Here is a 15,217-nt window from a genome sequence, read left to right on the forward strand (position 1 = left end):
TTGTCGTTCGACGCATGCCCCGCCTCAGGAGATTTAGCGGATACATGTTGACGAAACGCAAACCCAATGGCGGAGACGACTCCGCCGAGGGCGTGGCCCTGGCGGCCCTCGCCTGGATGGCCACCGACGACGAGCGCCTGTTCGCCTTCCTCAATGCCACCGGGGCGACGCCCGAGACCCTGCGGGCCAGTGCACAGGATCCCGGCTTCCTGGCGGGCATCCTCGATCATATCATGGGTGACGAGGCGACGCTCCTCGCCTGCGCCGAGGCCCTCGACACCAAGCCCGAGCGCATCGCCGCCGCCTGGCGCCGCCTCGGCCCGCCGGACTTCGACGACGGCCTGTAGGCAGGGCCACGCGGCCGGATATCCCCGCGGGATTGCCCTCCGAGGCTCGCCCCGTCCCCTGCCCCGCGCTATGGCTCGACGGCTTCGCGCGGGCGCCGTCCGCGCGGCGGGCCCATCGCCGGAGACCCCTCGCCCATGTCCCTCGCCAGCCTCTCGACGACCTGGGCCCCGCGCCTCCTCAGCATCCTGCGCATCGTGGCAGGCCTGCTCTTCCTGGAGCACGGCACGCAGAAGCTGTTCGGCTTTCCCGTGCGGATGGGGGGCGGAGCGGCCCCCGCGATGATGTCGCTGCTGTGGTTCGCCGCCATCCTCGAAACCCTGGGCGGCGCGCTCATCATCCTGGGCCTGTTCACGCGGCCGGTGGCGTTCCTGCTCTCGGGCCAGATGGCCTTCGCGTACTTCATCGCCCACCACCCCAAGAGCCCGTTCCCGGCGCTCAACGGGGGCGATGCCGCGATCCTGTTCTGCTTCGTCTTCCTCTACCTCGCCGCCGCCGGCGCCGGCCCCTGGAGCCTCGACGCGCAGCGCCGCGGCCGGTTCTGAAGGCGGTTCAGGCGCTGAAGCGCCAGACGCTGCTGCGCTTGATCTCGGCATCCTCCAGGGAGCGGCTCACCGGCACCGTGTAGGTGGCGAGTTCGGTGAGCCGGTCGCGCGGCAGGTAGGAGCGGCCGGGATCGCCCACCAGCACGGTGGCGCCGCCCGCGTGCAGGCCGGACAGCCAGTCCGTGACCCGGGCCGCGAGATCCCGCTCGTAGAAGATGTCGGCGGCGAGCACCACGGCGGAGCCCGGATCGGTGCCGATGAGGTCCCGCGACACCGCCTCGATTTGCCCCGCCACGCCGTTGGCCGCCGCATTGAGGCCGATGGCCGGGATCGCGAAGGGGTCGAGGTCGCTGGCCGTGACATGATCCGCGCCGGACCGCGCCGCCGCGATGGCGACGAGGCCCGAGCCCGAGGCGAAATCGAGCACCCGGCGGCCCGCCACGAGGCCGGGGTTGTCGAGGATGTAGCGGGCGAGCGCCTGCCCGCCGGCCCAGGCGAAGGCCCAGAACGGCGGGGGCAGGCCGATCGCCTCCAGCTCGTCCTCGGTCTTCTGCCACAGCTCGGTGGCCTCGTCGGCCACGTGCAGGATGATCTCGGGTGCGTGCGGCACCGGGCGCAGCCGGGTGTTGGCCCGGATGAAGGCGAGGGGATCGGCCGACGGCGTCATGCTGGCGTGCTCATGCTGGCGCGCTCCTCCTGGCATTTCATGCCCGGGCGAACTCGCCGTAGAGGGTGCCGGCGGCGGCCGCGAGCCCGTCCGCGCCCGCCAGTGCCAGCGCCGTATCGGCCGGATCGAGCCCCAGGGCGGCGGCCTCGGCCGCGGTCGCGCAGAGGTATCGGGTGGTCCGGGTGGCGAGGGGGCCCCGCAGCGCCTGGCGCAGGGCGAAGCGCGTCAGGCGCCCGGCGGCATCCGTGCGGGCGTTCAGGGCCGCGAGGTCGTCGGGCTGGTAGATCCGCGCCGCGATCCCCGACATGGCCGCGGCCGTGCCGCCGACCACGATCGCCCGGAGGCCGATGGCGTGGAGGAGGTCGGCTTCCAGGGCCTTCAGGATCCCGGCGAGCTGGCCCGCCTCGTAGCCCGCCGCCATCGGGTTGATGCGCGAGGTCCCCAGCGCGAAGGGCACCACCCGGGCGCCCGCCGCCTCGATCGCCCCGCGATGGGCGTCCACCCGCGTCACCACCGTCGCGGACAGCCCGGCGGCCCGGGCCGCCGCGACCAGGGGGAGGTCGCGGGCGGCGAACCCGGCATCGTCGGGGGCGAGGAGGACGAGGCGCCGGGGCCTGGTGCCGGAAGCGGGATGATCCATCGGACGCGCTGTAGCACGCCCCCGCCGGAACAGCCCATGGCGGAACAGGGGATGGCGGAACAGGGGATGGCGCGGCCCCGTTGACGGCCAACGAGACACCGTGAGGGACGGAACCGGAGCATGGCCACGGCGCGCGACGAAGAGGGCACGGTCGCCGACCCGCGCGACGCCGCCGAGGAGGCGGGCCTGCGCTACGTCGAGGACACGATGCCGGGGCTGACGCGCCGGAAGAGCGGGACGGGCTTCGCCTATCGCGACGCCCGGGGCCAGCCGGTGCGGGACGCGAAGACGCTGGCGCGCATCCGCGCCCTGGCGATCCCGCCGGCCTATACCGACGTCTGGATCTGCCCGCGGGCCAACGGCCATATCCAGGCGACCGGCCGCGACGCCAAGGGGCGCAAGCAGTACCGCTACCACCCGGATTTCCGCGCCGCCCGCGACCTCACCAAGTTCGAGCACGTCATGGCCTTCGCCGACGCGCTCCCGGCCATCCGCGCCCGGGTGGATGCCGACATGGGCCGGCGCGACCTCCCCCGTGAAAAGGTGCTGGCCACCGTGGTCCACCTCCTGGAGACCACGCTGATCCGTGTCGGCAACGACGATTACGCCCGCACCAACAAGAGCTTCGGCCTCACGACGCTGCGCGACCGGCACGCTCGGATCGAGGGTTCGGCGCTGACCTTCCGGTTCAAGGGCAAGAGCGGCAAGACCTGGGACCTCGGCCTCAAGGACCGGCGCGTCGCCCGCATCGTCAAGGCCTGCCAGGACCTGCCCGGCCAGGAGCTGTTCCAATATCGCGACGCCGACGGCACCGTGCGCGACGTGACCTCGGCGGACGTGAACGCCTACCTGCGCGAGATCACGGGCCAGGACATCACCGCCAAGGATTTCCGGACCTGGGCCGGGACCGTCCTGGCCGCCCTGGCGCTGCAGGAATTCGAGGCCTTCGACAGCGAGGCCAAGGCCAAGAAGAACCTGCGCGCCGCCATCGAGGGCGTCGCCGCCCGGCTCGGCAACACGCCGACCATCTGCCGCAAGTGCTACATCCACCCTCAGGTGCTCGACTGCTACCTCGAGGGCGCGCTCCTGCTGCAGATCAAGGACGCGGTGGAGGACGAGCTGCGCGAGGACCTCGCCGGGCTGAAGCCCGAGGAGGCGGCCGTGCTCGGCCTGCTCCAGGCACGCCTCGCCGAGGTGAAGGACGGCAAGGGCCGGGATCTCTCGGGCGCGCGGGCCGGGAAGACGGCCGGGAAGCGGCGCGCGACGGCATCGGAATCCCCACAGGGTCAGGCCGCCTGAGTCGACGCTCGAAGACAGCTTGGCCTCGACGCATCCCCCTCCCCCCCCTCTGCGGGAGAGGGAGAGTCGCGGAGGGCATCAGCCATGACGACCCCGCTTCCCCCGTGTCGTTTGGGCACGCATCCCCGCCGACACCAGGTCGCCCCCGAACCCGTTGGCGCCACGCGCTCACCAAGGATGAAACATCATGAAGGTTGCGGTCGTCACCGGGGGAACCGCCGGAATCGGGCTCGCCACCGCCCATCTCTTCGCCCGGCGGGGCTGGGCCGTGGCTGTCATCGCCCGCGATGCCGACCGCCTGCGCGACACGGAGGCCGACCTGTCCGCCTACGGCCGCCCCGTCCTGGGGATCTCGGCCGACGTCGCGGACGCGGAGGCGATCGATGCCGCCGCCGAGCGGATCGAGCGGGAGTTCGGCCCGATCCGGGCCTGGGTCAACAACGCGATGGCGACCATCGTGAACCCGGCCGACCGGATCACGCCCGAGGAGTACCGGCGCGTCACCGAGACGACCTACCTGAGCCAGGTCTACGGGACGCTGGCGGCCCTGCGCCACATGAAGCCGCGCGACCGCGGCGCCATCATCCAGGTCTCGTCGGGCCTCGGCATCCGCGCCGCGCCGCTCCAGGCGCCCTACTGCGCGGCGAAGTTCGCGGTCTCGGGCTTCACCGACGCCCTCCGCTCCGAATTGATCCACGATCGCGTGAAGGTCTCCCTCAGCGTGGTCTACCTGCCCGCCGTCAACACCCCGCAGTTCAACTGGGCCCGCAACCGCACCGGCCACGGCCAGTACGCCCCCGATCCGGTCTACGATCCGCGCCTCTGCGCCGAGGCCATCGTCGCCACGGCCGACAACCCGAGCCGGGAGGTCTGGGTCGGCCACAGCACGGTGATGATGGCCGCCGCCCAGGCGCTGATGCCGGGCTACGCGGATGCGAAGGCCGCCACGATGTGGTCGGCCCAGCTCACCGACGAACCGGCCCCCGACAAGGCCGGCAACCTGTTCGCCCCGGTGCCCGGCCCTGTGGGCATCGACGGGCGCTTCTCGGACCGGACCAAGACGACGCGCAGCGCCTATTGGACGAGCCGCGACCGCGATCTCCTCGTCGCCGGCCTGACGGGCGTGGTGGCTCTCGGGCTGTTCGGGGTCGCGACCCTGGCCCGCGCGCCGCGCCGCCTGCTGCCGCGGCGCTGAGCCGCCCCGAGGCCGCACAACCCTGCGACCCGGTCGCCCGCCGCGAACCGGATGCAGCTTCGGCGTCTTCACGCTATAGCTGTTCCAGGGTCCCCTCCCATCGGGGGCCCCACATCGCATGAGGGTTTGCCATGGACGTCGACGCGCTCCTGCTTTCGCGCATCCAGTTCGGCTTCACCATGGCCTTCCACATCATCTTCCCGGCCTTCACCATCGGGCTGGCGAGCTTCCTCGCCCGCCTGGAGGCGCAGTGGCTCTGGACCGGCAACCCGATGTACCGGAACCTCTACCGGTTCTGGGTGAAGGTCTTCGCGGTCTCGTTCGGCCTCGGCGTCGTCTCCGGCATCGTGATGAGCTACCAGCTCGGCACCAACTGGTCGCGCTACTCCGACTTCACCGGCAACGTGCTCGGGCCGCTGATCCAGTACGAGGTGATCACCGCCTTCTTCCTGGAGGCCGGCTTTCTCGGGATCATGCTGTTCGGCTGGGACCGGGTCGGCGACCGGCTGCACTTCGTCTCCACCTGCATGGTGGCGATCGGCACCCTGATCTCGGCCTTCTGGATCCTGTCCGCCAATTCCTGGATGCAGACCCCCGACGGCTTCGTCGTCGAGAACGGCCGGGCCATCGCCACCGACTGGTGGAAGGTGATCTTCAACCCCTCCTTCCCGATCCGCTACGCCCACATGGTCCTGGGCTGCTTCCTCACCACGGCCTTCGCGGTGGCGGGCATGTCGGCCTGGATGATCCTGCGGGCGCGCAAGGAGCCGGCCGAGAAGGTGGCGGGCGCCCGGCTCTCACTCTCTATGGCGCTCTGGTTCGCGGTGATCTTCACGCCGATCCAGATCTTCGTCGGCGACACCCATGGGCTGGCCGTGCTCAAGCTGCAGCCGACCAAGCTCGCGGCGATCGAGGCGAACTGGGACCGGCAGGACAACATGCCCCTGCTGCTCTTCGCGATCCCCAACATGGAGGCGGAGAAGAACGACTTCGAGATCGGCATCCCGCGGCTGGGCAGCTTCATCCTCACCCACGACTTCTCGGGCGTGGTGCCGGGCCTGAAGGACGTGCCGCGCGACCAGCGTCCGCCGGTCTGGCCGGTCTTCTATTCGTTCCGCATCATGGTCGCGATCGGCATGGCGATGCTGGGCCTGAGCCTGTGGAGCCTCTACCTGCGCTGGAAGGGCACGCTCTTCTCGAACCGCTGGTTCCTCAACGCGGCGATGCTGATGACACCGTCCGGCTTCGGCGCGGTCCTGTTCGGCTGGTTCACCGCCGAGATCGGGCGCCAGCCCTACATCGTCTACGGGCAGCTGCGCACGGCGGACGCCCACTCGCCCCTGACGGTCAACGCCGTGACGACCTCCCTGGTCGCCTTCCTGATCGCCTACGCCTTCATCTTCGGGTTCGGCAGCTACTATCTGGCCAAGCTCCTGCGCAAGGGTCCGGAGCCGCTGGAGGAGGCCATGCGCGGCGGCGACGTGGCCCAGAAGCCCAAGCGTCCCCTCTCCGCAGTCAACGAAAGTCTGACTCCTGCCTGAGAAACGTCTTGCTCGCCTGAGAAACGTCTTGCCCGCCTGAGGGGCGTCGCGGCCCGGCTCAGAGCCGGGCCACGGACTCGCTCGCGTGCAGGCCCCGGGGGCGGTCGCCGCCCGTCGAACGGACCGGCGCGGCATCGACCACCGGCGTGAGGCCGAGGTGGCGGGCCAGGGCGACGAGGTCCTTGAGGCGCCCGGTCTGGGTCTTGCGGCGCAGGTTGAGGCGGTGGGTCTCCACCGTGCGCACGCTCAGGTTCAGGCGGCGAGCCACCTCCTTGTTGCTGAAACCGGCACTGAGGAAGCGCAGGATCTCGGCTTCGCGCGGCGTCAGGCCATCGGCGGGGGCCGGCGCCACCGGTGCCGCCTCGTCCCAGGACGATTCGGTCGGGCTGGCGGCAAGGGTGAGGAGGGCGCGGCAGATGTCGCGCGGCGTCGCCGAGCGGGCGATGAAGGCATCGGCGCCCGCCTCCACCAGCCGGGTCAGGAGGCCCGCCCGCAATACCTCGAAGCCGACGAGGACGGCGAGGCCCGGCGCCCGACCCTTGAGCGCCGCGATCCGGCCGGCAAGGCCCGGCTCGGGCTCCGCCCCGACGAACAGCAAAGCGACCTTGCGTGACGGTCCGTCCGACCCGGGCGAGAGTTCCCCTTCGCTCAAGGTCTGCAGGCGCGGCTCATGCTCGATGACGGCGCGAAACGCGGGCTCGAGCCCGAGGGGCTCGCCGACGATCAAAACTCCCACGGCGTCATTCATGCCGCTACCCTCCCCATTGTCCCACCGCGACACACCGCGGCGTTCCCTGGGAGGTTCAGATCAAGTTTCGTTCCAGGGTTTTACTGGCCAAGGCTCAATCTGGATTCTGGTGCAATCCCCCGAACATTGACCAAAACCCACGGGAAATCCGGCGGTACTTTGGTAAACGGCCGCATCGCGCGACCGGGTCGGGAATGCGGGCGTTTCGCAACGGCACAGGGGAGCTGCCGGGTTCCCCCTCGATTCGAGACAGGTTTCGGCTCAGCCGGCGCGGGCCAGCACGAGGTCGGAGGCGGCGCTCACGACGCGGTTGCGTCCCGTCGTCTTGGCCTCGTAGAGGGCGATGTCGGCCCGCTTGAGCAGACCCTCGATGGTGTCGCCCTCCAACCATTCGCTGACGCCGAAGCTGCAGGTGAGGCGGATCGGGACCCGGCCGCCGCGGATGCGCAGGGCCTCCATCGAGCGGCGCAGGCGGGTCGCCACACCCTCGGCCTCCGTGCCGGAGCGGTGGGGCAGGATGATGCCGAACTCCTCGCCGCCGAGTCGGCCGACGATGCCATCGAGGGCGAGTTCCCGGCACACGGCCTGGATCGCCGCATCGCCGACGTCATGGCCGTACTCGTCGTTGATGCCCTTGAAGTGGTCGATGTCGAGGAGAATGGCCGACATCCTGCCGTGATCCCCCACGCGCTCCGCGGCATCCCGCGATTTCTGCAGGAAGGCGCGCCGGTTGAGCAGGCCCGTCAGCGAGTCCGTGTCGGCGAGGCGGATCAGTTCGCTCTGCATCGTGGTGAGGCGCTCGGCGGCCCGCAGGCGGGCATGCAGCTCCTCCGGTCCCGGCGGCTTCTCGATGAAGTCGTCGGCGCCGCTATCGAGGGCCTCGGCCAAGTTCCGGGCGTTCCGGGCCGAGGACATGGTGATGACGTAGAGGGGGCGATTGGCCTCGGCAAGCAGGCGGGCGGACCAGCACAGTTCGAGGCCGCCCAGCGGCCGGACCTCGAGGCTGGTAATCAGCACCCGGACCGAGCCGGTATTCTCCACGAAGTTGAGGGCCTCGGCGGAATCGGTGAAGGCCGAGACGGTGTGACCGTTGGGCTCGAGCAGCGCCGCGATCATCTTGAGGACGACCCGACTGGTGTCGACGAGGACGATATGCATGGCGCGGCCTGACCACCTTCACGGTTCTTGACCAGAAGGTGGCACGAACAGATTAACCGCTTGCGAAAGTCGGCGCGGAGTCTTCTTCCGGCGCTGCGCCCTAACGCTGCGTGATCTGGGCCGGCGAAACCCGGACGGGAATGACGCGGGCCCCTCCGCTCGTCTCGGCAACCGGGGCGGCAGCCTGAAACGGGCCGCCGGGGCCCCTGGCTCGCGTGGGCCCGGCAGCGTCCGACCAGCGCCCCTGTCGGCCGCGCGTCAGAACCCGGGAGCGGCCGGGGGCTGCGGCGCGGGAAGCGGAGGGCTGCCCCTCGATGACGTAGACCGTCGGCGTGCCGACCGAGGCACTGCGGATCCCCGCCACCGTGGGGATGCCGTAGGTCCCGTAGCCCCAGGCGCTGGGCACGAGTTCGCTCGGGCGGGGGAAACGGGTGAGCGGCGCACCGACATAGTCGCCATGAATCAGCGGCCCGCCATAGCCGTTCTCGTAGCCGTCATAGGGATAGCTGCCGTAGGCGAGGTCCTGGCCCTGCGCCGTGCCGGCCAGGCCGGAGAGCACCAGAGCACCGGCGAGGCCGGCCATGCCGAGGGAGATTCCCCTGCGCCACAGGATCTTCGAACGAGTGGTCATGCGACGCCGGACTCCCACGCTGGCCGATTCGAACGAGAACCGGCGGACGCCTCCGTCGTTCCCGAAATCCCGGCGGCCTTCAGCGTCGAAGAGTGCTTAGGCGGGCCCCCGAGCGGGACGGAGCAGCCTCGGCAGGCAGGGGACAAGGCTCACGATACGAAAAACCCTGCCTCGCGGCAGGGTCGGGTTCGCCGCGGCGCCCCCGGTCTCGCGCTAGCGGCAGGTGGTGACGCGACGAACGATCCAGCCCTCGCCCTCGACCCAGAGGCGCTTGCGCGAGCGGCTGCAATTGACCGACTCGTCTTCCGATTCGGTCACGGCCGCGACGGGGGTGACGGTGGGTGCAACCACGGAGGCCTTGCCCGGACCCTGGTCGGCGACCGGAGCCGCAAGGGCGCCGGAGACGAAAGCGCCCGAGAAACCGGCACCCGTCAGGAATGTCCCGGCCAAGACAAGAGTACCCGCGATGGCGGATACGCGCAGTCGATTCGCTACCATCGAAAAGTCTCGCTCGCACATCCCTCGGGGGATGTGCCCTCAACGTGTCAGGATCGTGCAACGGCGTGCGTTGCCTCTTGAACTGTTAAGTCGCGAGGGGCCGGAAGGGTTGCAGTCGCGAGGACCGGCCGATCATGAATCCTTGAGCGGGATTCGGTGTACGGCCCGGATGAATGCTCAGGGCAGCGCCGAGACCGAGATCATCGGCAGGCTGACCGCGAGCTGGGCCACGGTCGGGCGCGGCAGGGCACGGTGCGAGAGGACCAGGGCACCGAGCCCGAGGACGAGACTGAAGGCCAGGAGGCTCGTCTCGATGCCGCGATAGAACCCGTCCATCCCACACTCCCGGTGCGCCGACGCGAGGCCGAGATCGGGCTCGCACCACCATGGTCGGCCGGGAGTATGAGGGAATCGTAACCATCCCGGCTCATACCAGATCCTGGACCTGAGGGCTGGCCGGTTGATCCCTTCCGGATGGCGGATTTGGACTTCGCTCAAACGCCGCGAGGGCTTGCCGGATACGGGCTCCACGTTGATCGAGCGGAGCCCGTATCAGGCGCGCCCGAGGGGGATCATGCGGGCGAGATCGGGCTCGGGCGGCTGCATCAGGGCCGCCGCGAGGTTGGCCTCCAGCACGATGAGGTCGCAATCGGGATCCGGTTCCCAGCCGCAGCGGCAGCCCTGCGGCCCCTCATGGGCCTGGGCCACCTGTCGATAGAGGGCACCGACGACGCGGGCCGCCACCTCCAGCGCCGACAGGGCCGGCAGGGGCGCCCGGTTCAGGCTCTGCCAGAAGGCGCGGCGCAGGGCCTCGTCGAGATGGGCCTCGGGCGACGCGGGCTCGGCGCAGGCCGGCGCGGGGTGCGGTGGGGCATCCATCCGCTCGTCCTGCCCGCTCATGCCCGGGCTCCCGAGGTCCGGTCGGACAGGCGTTCCCGCCAGTGGGCCGGCACCAGGGCGGGATCCGTTTCCGGAGCGCCCGCCAGGGCGTCGATGAGGTCGGCGAAGCGATGCAGCCGCAGGTCGAGGGCCGAGCCGTCCCACCAGGCGATCCGCACGGTGCCGCGCAGCCAGTCCAGCGTGCGTTCCATGATTCCGCTCTCCTCTCGCGATCCGCGTTCTGGAGAGAGGTTTGAAAGCTGAGTCTCCGCTTGGCAAGCAATTCTCGAAACATTGGAATAGGTTGAATCTTGCGCTCGGCGGAGGATCTACTGTCTTCGATTTGGAAGAATTCCATACGTCGGGAAAAGCAGCGTCCTGGCCGGGGCTTGATCCTGCGACAGCGCGGGGCCGGGCGGTTCTCAGCCCCGGTAGGCCACCAGAATGGCCCCGGCCGCGATCAGGACGACGCCGATCCAGTTCGGCAGGGTGAGGCTCTCGCCGAGGAGAATCACCCCGAGGATCGCGACGAGCACGACGCTGAGCTTGTCGAGGGGCGCCACCCGCGCCGCATCCCCGAGGGCGAGGGCGCGGAAGTAGCAGAGCCAGGAGGCGCCCGTGGCGAGGCCCGAGGCCACGAGGAAGCCGACGCTGCGGCCCGGGATCGCCGCGAGGCCCGGCACCTGCCCGGTGGCGAACAGGATCGCGCCGGTGAGGGCGAGGATCACCACGGTCCGCACGAAGGTCGCCACGTCGGGAGGGACGCCGGTGACGCCGACCTTCGCCAGGATGGCGGTCAGCGCGGCGAAGACGGCCGAGAGCAGGGCCCAGAACCGCCAGGAGAGCAGCAGCGCGCTCAGCATCGCGACGGCCCGGCCGGTCTCACAGGATCATCCGCATGACCATCAGGCCGAGGAGCAGGCCGGCGAGCCCGAGGACCACCGAGCCCAGGATGTAGATGATGGCCGCCGCCATCTCGCCGCGCTCCAACAGGAGGATGCCTTCGAGGGCATAGGACGAGAAGGTGGTGAAGCCCCCGAGGACGCCGGTGGCGAGGAACAGCCGCATCGGCTGGCTGCCGCTGCGCATGGCGTACCAGCCCGCCAGCACCCCCATCAGGATCGAGCCCAGGATGTTGATGCCCATCGTGCCGTAGGGAAAAGCCGTGCCGAAGCGCAGGGCGGCCAGCCCGACGCCGTGGCGGGCCATGCCGCCGAGGCCGGCCCCGAGAAAGACGATGAGAAACCCCATGGCGGGTACGATCCCCCTGCAGCCGGCCGCCGGCCCGGCCCCACGCTGAGGATACGCAGAAAATTCGCGTGGTTCGCTGTCCCGGCCCGGCTTGCCCCCGAGGTCCACAGGGTCCGGACCGGATTTCGTCGCGGGGTCGGGCCGGCCCATCGCATGCCCGCTCGCCGAAGAGCGGGGACGGAGGCTCCCGGCAGGGTGCCGAACAGCGAGGCTGAAGATTTCTCCACACAATGCGTCGCGGTTTATCTGCGATTAACCAAGTTGCGGCTGAATAGGGCCAGTTAAGGTTGATGTTTTCCTAACAGGCACCTTTCACGACCCTCCTCTTCGCTTAACCTTTTCTTGAGGTCTGCAGAGATGGGGCTGTGCCAGTTCGGGAACTGCGTATCCGAGTTCGCCCGCATGAACGACGCTGTGTACCCGTCCGGCCGCCGCCTCCGCCGTCGTCGCCGGCCCCACGGGCCGATGCTCCTGCGGACCTCCGCCGTGGCGCTCCTCTGCGCCGCCTTCCCGCACCTGACCGCGCCGGACGCGCCCGTCCCGGCCGGTCCGGGACGGCCGGTGCTGGCGACCGCATCGACGCCGAGCGCCTCTGCCTGGATGCTCGATCCGACGCCGGCCCTCGGCCCCGCAGCCCGGGGTCTGGCCCAGGCGGCCCCGCTCAGCGCCGCCCTGGTGCCCCCCGCGGGTGCGGCCCGGACGACGCTGGCGATGGCGGCGCCGCGCCCCGCGCCCGCCCCGGCCGCCAGCCCGGTCCGGACCGCGCAGGCGCTGCCCCAGACCATCCCGCTGCCGGTGCCCCGCCCGGCCGGCCTGGTGGCCCAGGCCGAGCCGGCCCGCCTGGCGCTCCGCTCGGCCCCCGCCCTGCGCGCGCTGGCCACCCGCCGGACCCAGGTCGCCCGTGCCAGCGCCGAGGCCGCGGCCGAGCGCTCGTTCTTCGACACGGTGTTCGGGACGCGCTCCGCGCCGGAGCCCGAGGCAGCGCCGCGGACCACCCTCGCCTACGCGGCGGTGGACCCGAGCGTCGATCCGGGTCCGCGCCGGGTGATCGAGAGCAGCCCGGTGGTCGGCGCCGGCACGGCCGTCTACGACATCACCGCCCGCACCGTGACCCTGCCGAGCGGCGAGCGGCTCGAGGCCCATTCCGGTCTCGGCGAGAGCATGGACAACCCGCGCCATGTCCACCGCCGGATGCGCGGCTCGACCCCGCCGGGCACCTACGACCTCACCGAGCGCGAGGCGCTGTTCCACGGCGTGCGGGCGATCCGCCTCAACCCGGTGGGCGGCAGCGCGGCGATCCACGGCCGCGACGGCATCCTGGCCCACACCTACATGCTGGGCCCCAGCGGCGCCTCGAACGGCTGCGTCTCGTTCAGGGACTACAACCGCTTCCTCCAGGCCTTCCTGCGCGGCGAGGTCCGCCGCCTCGTCGTGGTCGCCGGACGCGGCGATGCCGGCCCGACCTTCGCCGAGCGCCTGTTCGGCCGCGCCACGCGCTGAGAAAAGAGCCGCGCACCCGGGGTGCGCGGCTCGCAAGACGTCAGGACCCGCGGCGCAGGATCAGCCGATGATCTTGTCGATGGTGATCGGCAGCTCGCGGATGCGCTTGCCGGTGGCGTGGAACACCGCGTTGGCCACCGCCGCCGCCGTGCCGACGATGCCGATCTCGCCCAGGCCCTTCACGCCCATCGGGTTGGCCTTGTCCTCCTCGTCCACGAAGATCACGTCGATCTCGTGGATGTCGGCATGCACCGGCACGTGGTACTCGCCGAGGTTGTGGTTCATGAACCGGCCGATGGTGTGGTCGAGCATGGATTCCTCCTCCAGCGCCGAACCGATGCCCATGACCACGCCGCCGAGGATCTGGCTGCGGGCGGTCTTGGTGTTCAGGATCTTGCCCGCCGCGATCGCCGAGACGATCCGGGTGACGCGCACCACGCCGAGATCCTCGTCGACCTTCACCTCGGCGAAGATGGCCGAGTGCGTGTAGCCGGCGAATTCCTGGGAATGGTTGGAATCCGGGCCGGCCGAGCCGGTGGCCTCGATCTGGTCCATCCCCGCCTTCGCCATCACCTCCGTGATGGCGATGCTGCGGGACGGATCGCCCGCCACCGAGATGCGCCCGTCCTTGAACACCGCGCGATCGAAGTCGACGTTGGCCAGGGGCGAATCGTCGAGGCCGCGGGCCAGGGTGAAGACCTGGGCGGCGATCTCGCGACAGGCCTTCATCACCGCCGTGCCGGAGGAGGCCGCCGTCCAGGAGCCGCCGGCGATCGGCGCGTCGGCGAGCTTCGAGTCGCCGAGCTTCGTCGTCACGTCCGTCATCCGCAAACCCAGCGCATCGGCGGCGATCTGGGTCAGGATCGTGTAGGTGCCCGTGCCGATGTCGCCGGTCTGGTTGCCGACCACGAGCTTGCCGTCGGCCGTCAGCGTGGCCTGGGCGCTCGACTGCTGCATCATCGACTCCCAGATGCCGGTGGCCATGCCCCAGCCGACGAGCTCGCGCCCGTCCTTCATGGAGCGCGGCTCGGGGCTGCGGGCCGACCAGCCGAAACGCTCGGCTCCCTCCGCGTAGGCGGCCCGCAGGGATTTCGAGCTGAACGGCTTGTCCTGGGTGCGGTCCTTCTCGGCGTAGTTCCGCAGGCGCAGGTCGATCGGGTCCTGCCCCGTCTCGTGGGCGAGCTCGTCCATCGCGATCTCAAGGGCGAACACGCCCGTCACGGCGCCGGGTGCCCGCATGTCGGAGGGGGTGTAGGTGTCGATCTTGGCGAGCCGGTAGTCGAGGGCGACGTTCGGGCAGTCGTAGAGGATGCCCGACCAGTTCACGACGACCTCCTGGTAATCCTCGAAGCCGGAGGTGCCGGAGATCGCCTCGTGCCGGAGGGAGGTCAGCGCGCCGTCGGCCTCGGCCCCGAGGGCGATGGTCTGGCGCACGTCGGGCCGGTAGCCGAAGGTGAACATCTGGTCGCGGGTCAGGGTCACCCGCACCGAGCGCTCCAGCTCCCGCGCCGCCATGACGGCGAGGAAGAGCTGGTATTGCGGGCGCAGGCCCGAGCCGAAACCGCCGCCGAGATAGGGATTGAGGACGTGGACGTCGTCCTTCTTCATCCCGAACACGCCGGTGATGTAGCCCAGGCTGTTCGAGACGCCCTGGATCTTGTCGTAGACCGTGAGCTTGCCGTCGCCCTCCCAGACCACGGTCGAGGCGTGGGGCTCCATCGGGTTATGGTGCTCCACGGCCATGTGGTAGTGGTTGGTGAGTTGGACCGGGGCGGCCTTGTAGGCGCCGTCCGCATCGCCCCAGGGCGCCGGCGGCGGCTTGATGCCGGAGCGCTTCTTGGGCGGCACGTAGGCCACGTCCTCCAGGGTCCGCAGGTCGGTGGTCGGCGCATCGGCCTCGTAGGCAAGCTTCACCAGCGAGGCGGCGTAGCGCGCCGTGCCGAAATCCTCCGCCACCACCAGGGCCACGGGCTGGCCGCTGTAATGGACCTTGTCGTCGTAGAGCGGCCGGAAGGGCGAGCCGGGAGGCGCGACCTGATCCTGGTAATTGTAGTCGAGCCAGGCGGTGCGCGGCCGGTTCTCGTGGGTGAAGACCTTGAGGACCCCCGGCACCGCCTCGGCGGCCGCCGTGTCGATGGACAGGATCCGGCCGCGGGCGATGCCGCTCGACACCACGTAGCCGTGGGTCAGGTCGGGGGCGGCGAACTCGCCGGCGTATTTCGCCTGGCCGGTGACCTTGGCCGGGCCGTCGACGCGGCTCTGCGCGGTGCCGACATAGGTGTCGGTGCCGGAGGTGCTGATGCTGTGGGCCATGGGGGTT

Annotated in this window: 18 protein-coding genes; 6 read left to right on the forward strand and 12 right to left on the reverse strand. The window is 70.5% G+C overall.

Features of this window, described 5'->3' with window-relative positions; all coding sequences use genetic code 11:
- Window positions 1–44 precede the first annotated feature (44 nt).
- The gene (locus ASG63_RS15695) at window positions 45–347 is read left to right on the forward strand and encodes a DUF3572 domain-containing protein (protein ID WP_056218239.1); all 303 of its coding nucleotides are present in this window, start codon (window positions 45–47) and stop codon (window positions 345–347) included.
- 135 nt (window positions 348–482) lie between these two features.
- Window positions 483–890, forward strand: coding sequence for a DoxX family protein (locus ASG63_RS15700; RefSeq protein WP_056218242.1), 408 nt, complete (start codon window positions 483–485; stop codon window positions 888–890).
- Window positions 891–897: 7 nt separating this feature from the next.
- Here ASG63_RS15700 and ASG63_RS15705 read toward each other — a convergent pair whose 3' ends face one another.
- Together ASG63_RS15705 and ASG63_RS15710 are read right to left on the reverse strand one after the other, a co-directional pair.
- Window positions 898–1,557, reverse strand: a complete 660-nt coding sequence (locus ASG63_RS15705; protein WP_056218245.1) for a class I SAM-dependent methyltransferase — start codon at window positions 1,555–1,557, stop codon at window positions 898–900.
- A 37-nt stretch (window positions 1,558–1,594) separates the two neighbouring features.
- Window positions 1,595–2,197, reverse strand: a complete 603-nt coding sequence (locus ASG63_RS15710) for a hypothetical protein (protein ID WP_056218248.1) — start codon at window positions 2,195–2,197, stop codon at window positions 1,595–1,597.
- Window positions 2,198–2,317: 120 nt separating this feature from the next.
- On the opposite strand from ASG63_RS15710, the gene ASG63_RS15715 reads away from it, so the two are divergent.
- From ASG63_RS15715 to ASG63_RS15725, 3 genes are all read left to right on the forward strand, one after another.
- Entirely contained in the window at window positions 2,318–3,496 is a 1,179-nt protein-coding gene (locus ASG63_RS15715; protein WP_056218251.1) for a DNA topoisomerase IB, read from the forward strand.
- 187 nt (window positions 3,497–3,683) lie between these two features.
- The gene (locus ASG63_RS15720) at window positions 3,684–4,691 is read left to right on the forward strand and encodes an SDR family oxidoreductase (RefSeq protein WP_056218254.1); all 1,008 of its coding nucleotides are present in this window, start codon (window positions 3,684–3,686) and stop codon (window positions 4,689–4,691) included.
- A 131-nt stretch (window positions 4,692–4,822) separates the two neighbouring features.
- Window positions 4,823–6,232 (forward strand): cytochrome ubiquinol oxidase subunit I, encoded by a 1,410-nt coding sequence (locus tag ASG63_RS15725; protein WP_056218257.1) that lies wholly within the window; start codon window positions 4,823–4,825, stop codon window positions 6,230–6,232.
- A 58-nt stretch (window positions 6,233–6,290) separates the two neighbouring features.
- On the opposite strand, the gene ASG63_RS15730 is transcribed toward ASG63_RS15725, so the two are convergent.
- The 9 genes from ASG63_RS15730 to crcB all read right to left on the reverse strand — a co-directional run bounded on the left by ASG63_RS15730 (window position 6,291) and on the right by crcB (window position 11,397).
- Entirely contained in the window at window positions 6,291–6,980 is a 690-nt protein-coding gene (locus tag ASG63_RS15730) for a response regulator transcription factor (RefSeq protein ID WP_056218260.1), read from the reverse strand.
- 261 nt (window positions 6,981–7,241) lie between these two features.
- Window positions 7,242–8,138 carry a diguanylate cyclase domain-containing protein gene (locus tag ASG63_RS15735; protein WP_056218262.1) on the reverse strand — a complete coding sequence of 299 codons (897 nt, stop codon included), beginning with the start codon at window positions 8,136–8,138 and terminating at the stop codon, window positions 7,242–7,244.
- Window positions 8,139–8,238: 100 nt separating this feature from the next.
- The gene (locus tag ASG63_RS15740) at window positions 8,239–8,769 is read right to left on the reverse strand and encodes a hypothetical protein (RefSeq protein WP_056218265.1); all 531 of its coding nucleotides are present in this window, start codon (window positions 8,767–8,769) and stop codon (window positions 8,239–8,241) included.
- Between the two features lie 213 nt (window positions 8,770–8,982).
- Entirely contained in the window at window positions 8,983–9,267 is a 285-nt protein-coding gene (locus ASG63_RS15745; protein WP_244472726.1) for a hypothetical protein, read from the reverse strand.
- 177 nt (window positions 9,268–9,444) lie between these two features.
- On the reverse strand, window positions 9,445–9,603 hold the full coding sequence (locus tag ASG63_RS26015) for a hypothetical protein (protein ID WP_200917574.1): 159 nt from the start codon (window positions 9,601–9,603) through the stop codon (window positions 9,445–9,447).
- Window positions 9,604–9,819: 216 nt separating this feature from the next.
- On the reverse strand, window positions 9,820–10,167 hold the full coding sequence (locus tag ASG63_RS15750; protein ID WP_082514032.1) for a hypothetical protein: 348 nt from the start codon (window positions 10,165–10,167) through the stop codon (window positions 9,820–9,822).
- On the reverse strand, window positions 10,164–10,358 hold the full coding sequence (locus ASG63_RS15755) for a hypothetical protein (RefSeq protein ID WP_056218269.1): 195 nt from the start codon (window positions 10,356–10,358) through the stop codon (window positions 10,164–10,166). The genes ASG63_RS15750 and ASG63_RS15755 overlap by 4 nt, the downstream gene beginning before the upstream one ends.
- Window positions 10,359–10,568: 210 nt before the next feature.
- On the reverse strand, window positions 10,569–11,006 hold the full coding sequence (locus tag ASG63_RS15760; protein ID WP_056219378.1) for an EamA family transporter: 438 nt from the start codon (window positions 11,004–11,006) through the stop codon (window positions 10,569–10,571).
- Window positions 11,007–11,028: 22 nt separating this feature from the next.
- Window positions 11,029–11,397 carry a fluoride efflux transporter CrcB gene (gene crcB, locus ASG63_RS15765; RefSeq protein ID WP_056218272.1) on the reverse strand — a complete coding sequence of 123 codons (369 nt, stop codon included), beginning with the start codon at window positions 11,395–11,397 and terminating at the stop codon, window positions 11,029–11,031.
- 402 nt (window positions 11,398–11,799) lie between these two features.
- Here crcB and ASG63_RS15770 point away from each other — a divergent pair, with 402 nt between their 5' ends.
- On the forward strand, window positions 11,800–12,897 hold the full coding sequence (locus tag ASG63_RS15770) for a DUF2778 domain-containing protein (RefSeq protein WP_056219383.1): 1,098 nt from the start codon (window positions 11,800–11,802) through the stop codon (window positions 12,895–12,897).
- Between the two features lie 60 nt (window positions 12,898–12,957).
- Here ASG63_RS15770 and ASG63_RS15775 read toward each other — a convergent pair whose 3' ends face one another.
- Window positions 12,958–15,210 (reverse strand): xanthine dehydrogenase family protein molybdopterin-binding subunit, encoded by a 2,253-nt coding sequence (locus ASG63_RS15775; RefSeq protein ID WP_056218275.1) that lies wholly within the window; start codon window positions 15,208–15,210, stop codon window positions 12,958–12,960.
- Window positions 15,211–15,217: the final 7 nt, after the last annotated feature.

It is taken from the genome of Methylobacterium sp. Leaf94 (genome assembly GCF_001426045.1).
GTDB lineage: Bacteria > Pseudomonadota > Alphaproteobacteria > Rhizobiales > Beijerinckiaceae > Methylobacterium.

Bases quoted from the DNA above. Each gene is read 5' to 3' on its own strand.
- ASG63_RS15695 (WP_056218239.1), top strand. From the start codon at position 45: ATGTTGACGAAACGCAAACCCAATGGCGGAGACGACTCCGCCGAGGGC.
- ASG63_RS15700 (WP_056218242.1), top strand. From the start codon at position 483: ATGTCCCTCGCCAGCCTCTCGACGACCTGGGCCCCGCGCCTCCTCAGC.
- ASG63_RS15705 (WP_056218245.1), bottom strand. From the start codon at position 1,557: ATGACGCCGTCGGCCGATCCCCTCGCCTTCATCCGGGCCAACACCCGG.
- ASG63_RS15710 (WP_056218248.1), bottom strand. From the start codon at position 2,197: ATGGATCATCCCGCTTCCGGCACCAGGCCCCGGCGCCTCGTCCTCCTC.
- ASG63_RS15715 (WP_056218251.1), top strand. From the start codon at position 2,318: ATGGCCACGGCGCGCGACGAAGAGGGCACGGTCGCCGACCCGCGCGAC.
- ASG63_RS15720 (WP_056218254.1), top strand. From the start codon at position 3,684: ATGAAGGTTGCGGTCGTCACCGGGGGAACCGCCGGAATCGGGCTCGCC.
- ASG63_RS15725 (WP_056218257.1), top strand. From the start codon at position 4,823: ATGGACGTCGACGCGCTCCTGCTTTCGCGCATCCAGTTCGGCTTCACC.
- ASG63_RS15730 (WP_056218260.1), bottom strand. From the start codon at position 6,980: ATGAATGACGCCGTGGGAGTTTTGATCGTCGGCGAGCCCCTCGGGCTC.
- ASG63_RS15735 (WP_056218262.1), bottom strand. From the start codon at position 8,138: ATGCATATCGTCCTCGTCGACACCAGTCGGGTCGTCCTCAAGATGATC.
- ASG63_RS15740 (WP_056218265.1), bottom strand. From the start codon at position 8,769: ATGACCACTCGTTCGAAGATCCTGTGGCGCAGGGGAATCTCCCTCGGC.
- ASG63_RS15745 (WP_244472726.1), bottom strand. From the start codon at position 9,267: ATGGTAGCGAATCGACTGCGCGTATCCGCCATCGCGGGTACTCTTGTC.
- ASG63_RS26015 (WP_200917574.1), bottom strand. From the start codon at position 9,603: ATGGACGGGTTCTATCGCGGCATCGAGACGAGCCTCCTGGCCTTCAGT.
- ASG63_RS15750 (WP_082514032.1), bottom strand. From the start codon at position 10,167: ATGAGCGGGCAGGACGAGCGGATGGATGCCCCACCGCACCCCGCGCCG.
- ASG63_RS15755 (WP_056218269.1), bottom strand. From the start codon at position 10,358: ATGGAACGCACGCTGGACTGGCTGCGCGGCACCGTGCGGATCGCCTGG.
- crcB (WP_056218272.1), bottom strand. From the start codon at position 11,397: ATGGGGTTTCTCATCGTCTTTCTCGGGGCCGGCCTCGGCGGCATGGCC.
- ASG63_RS15770 (WP_056219383.1), top strand. From the start codon at position 11,800: ATGAACGACGCTGTGTACCCGTCCGGCCGCCGCCTCCGCCGTCGTCGC.
- ASG63_RS15775 (WP_056218275.1), bottom strand. From the start codon at position 15,210: ATGGCCCACAGCATCAGCACCTCCGGCACCGACACCTATGTCGGCACC.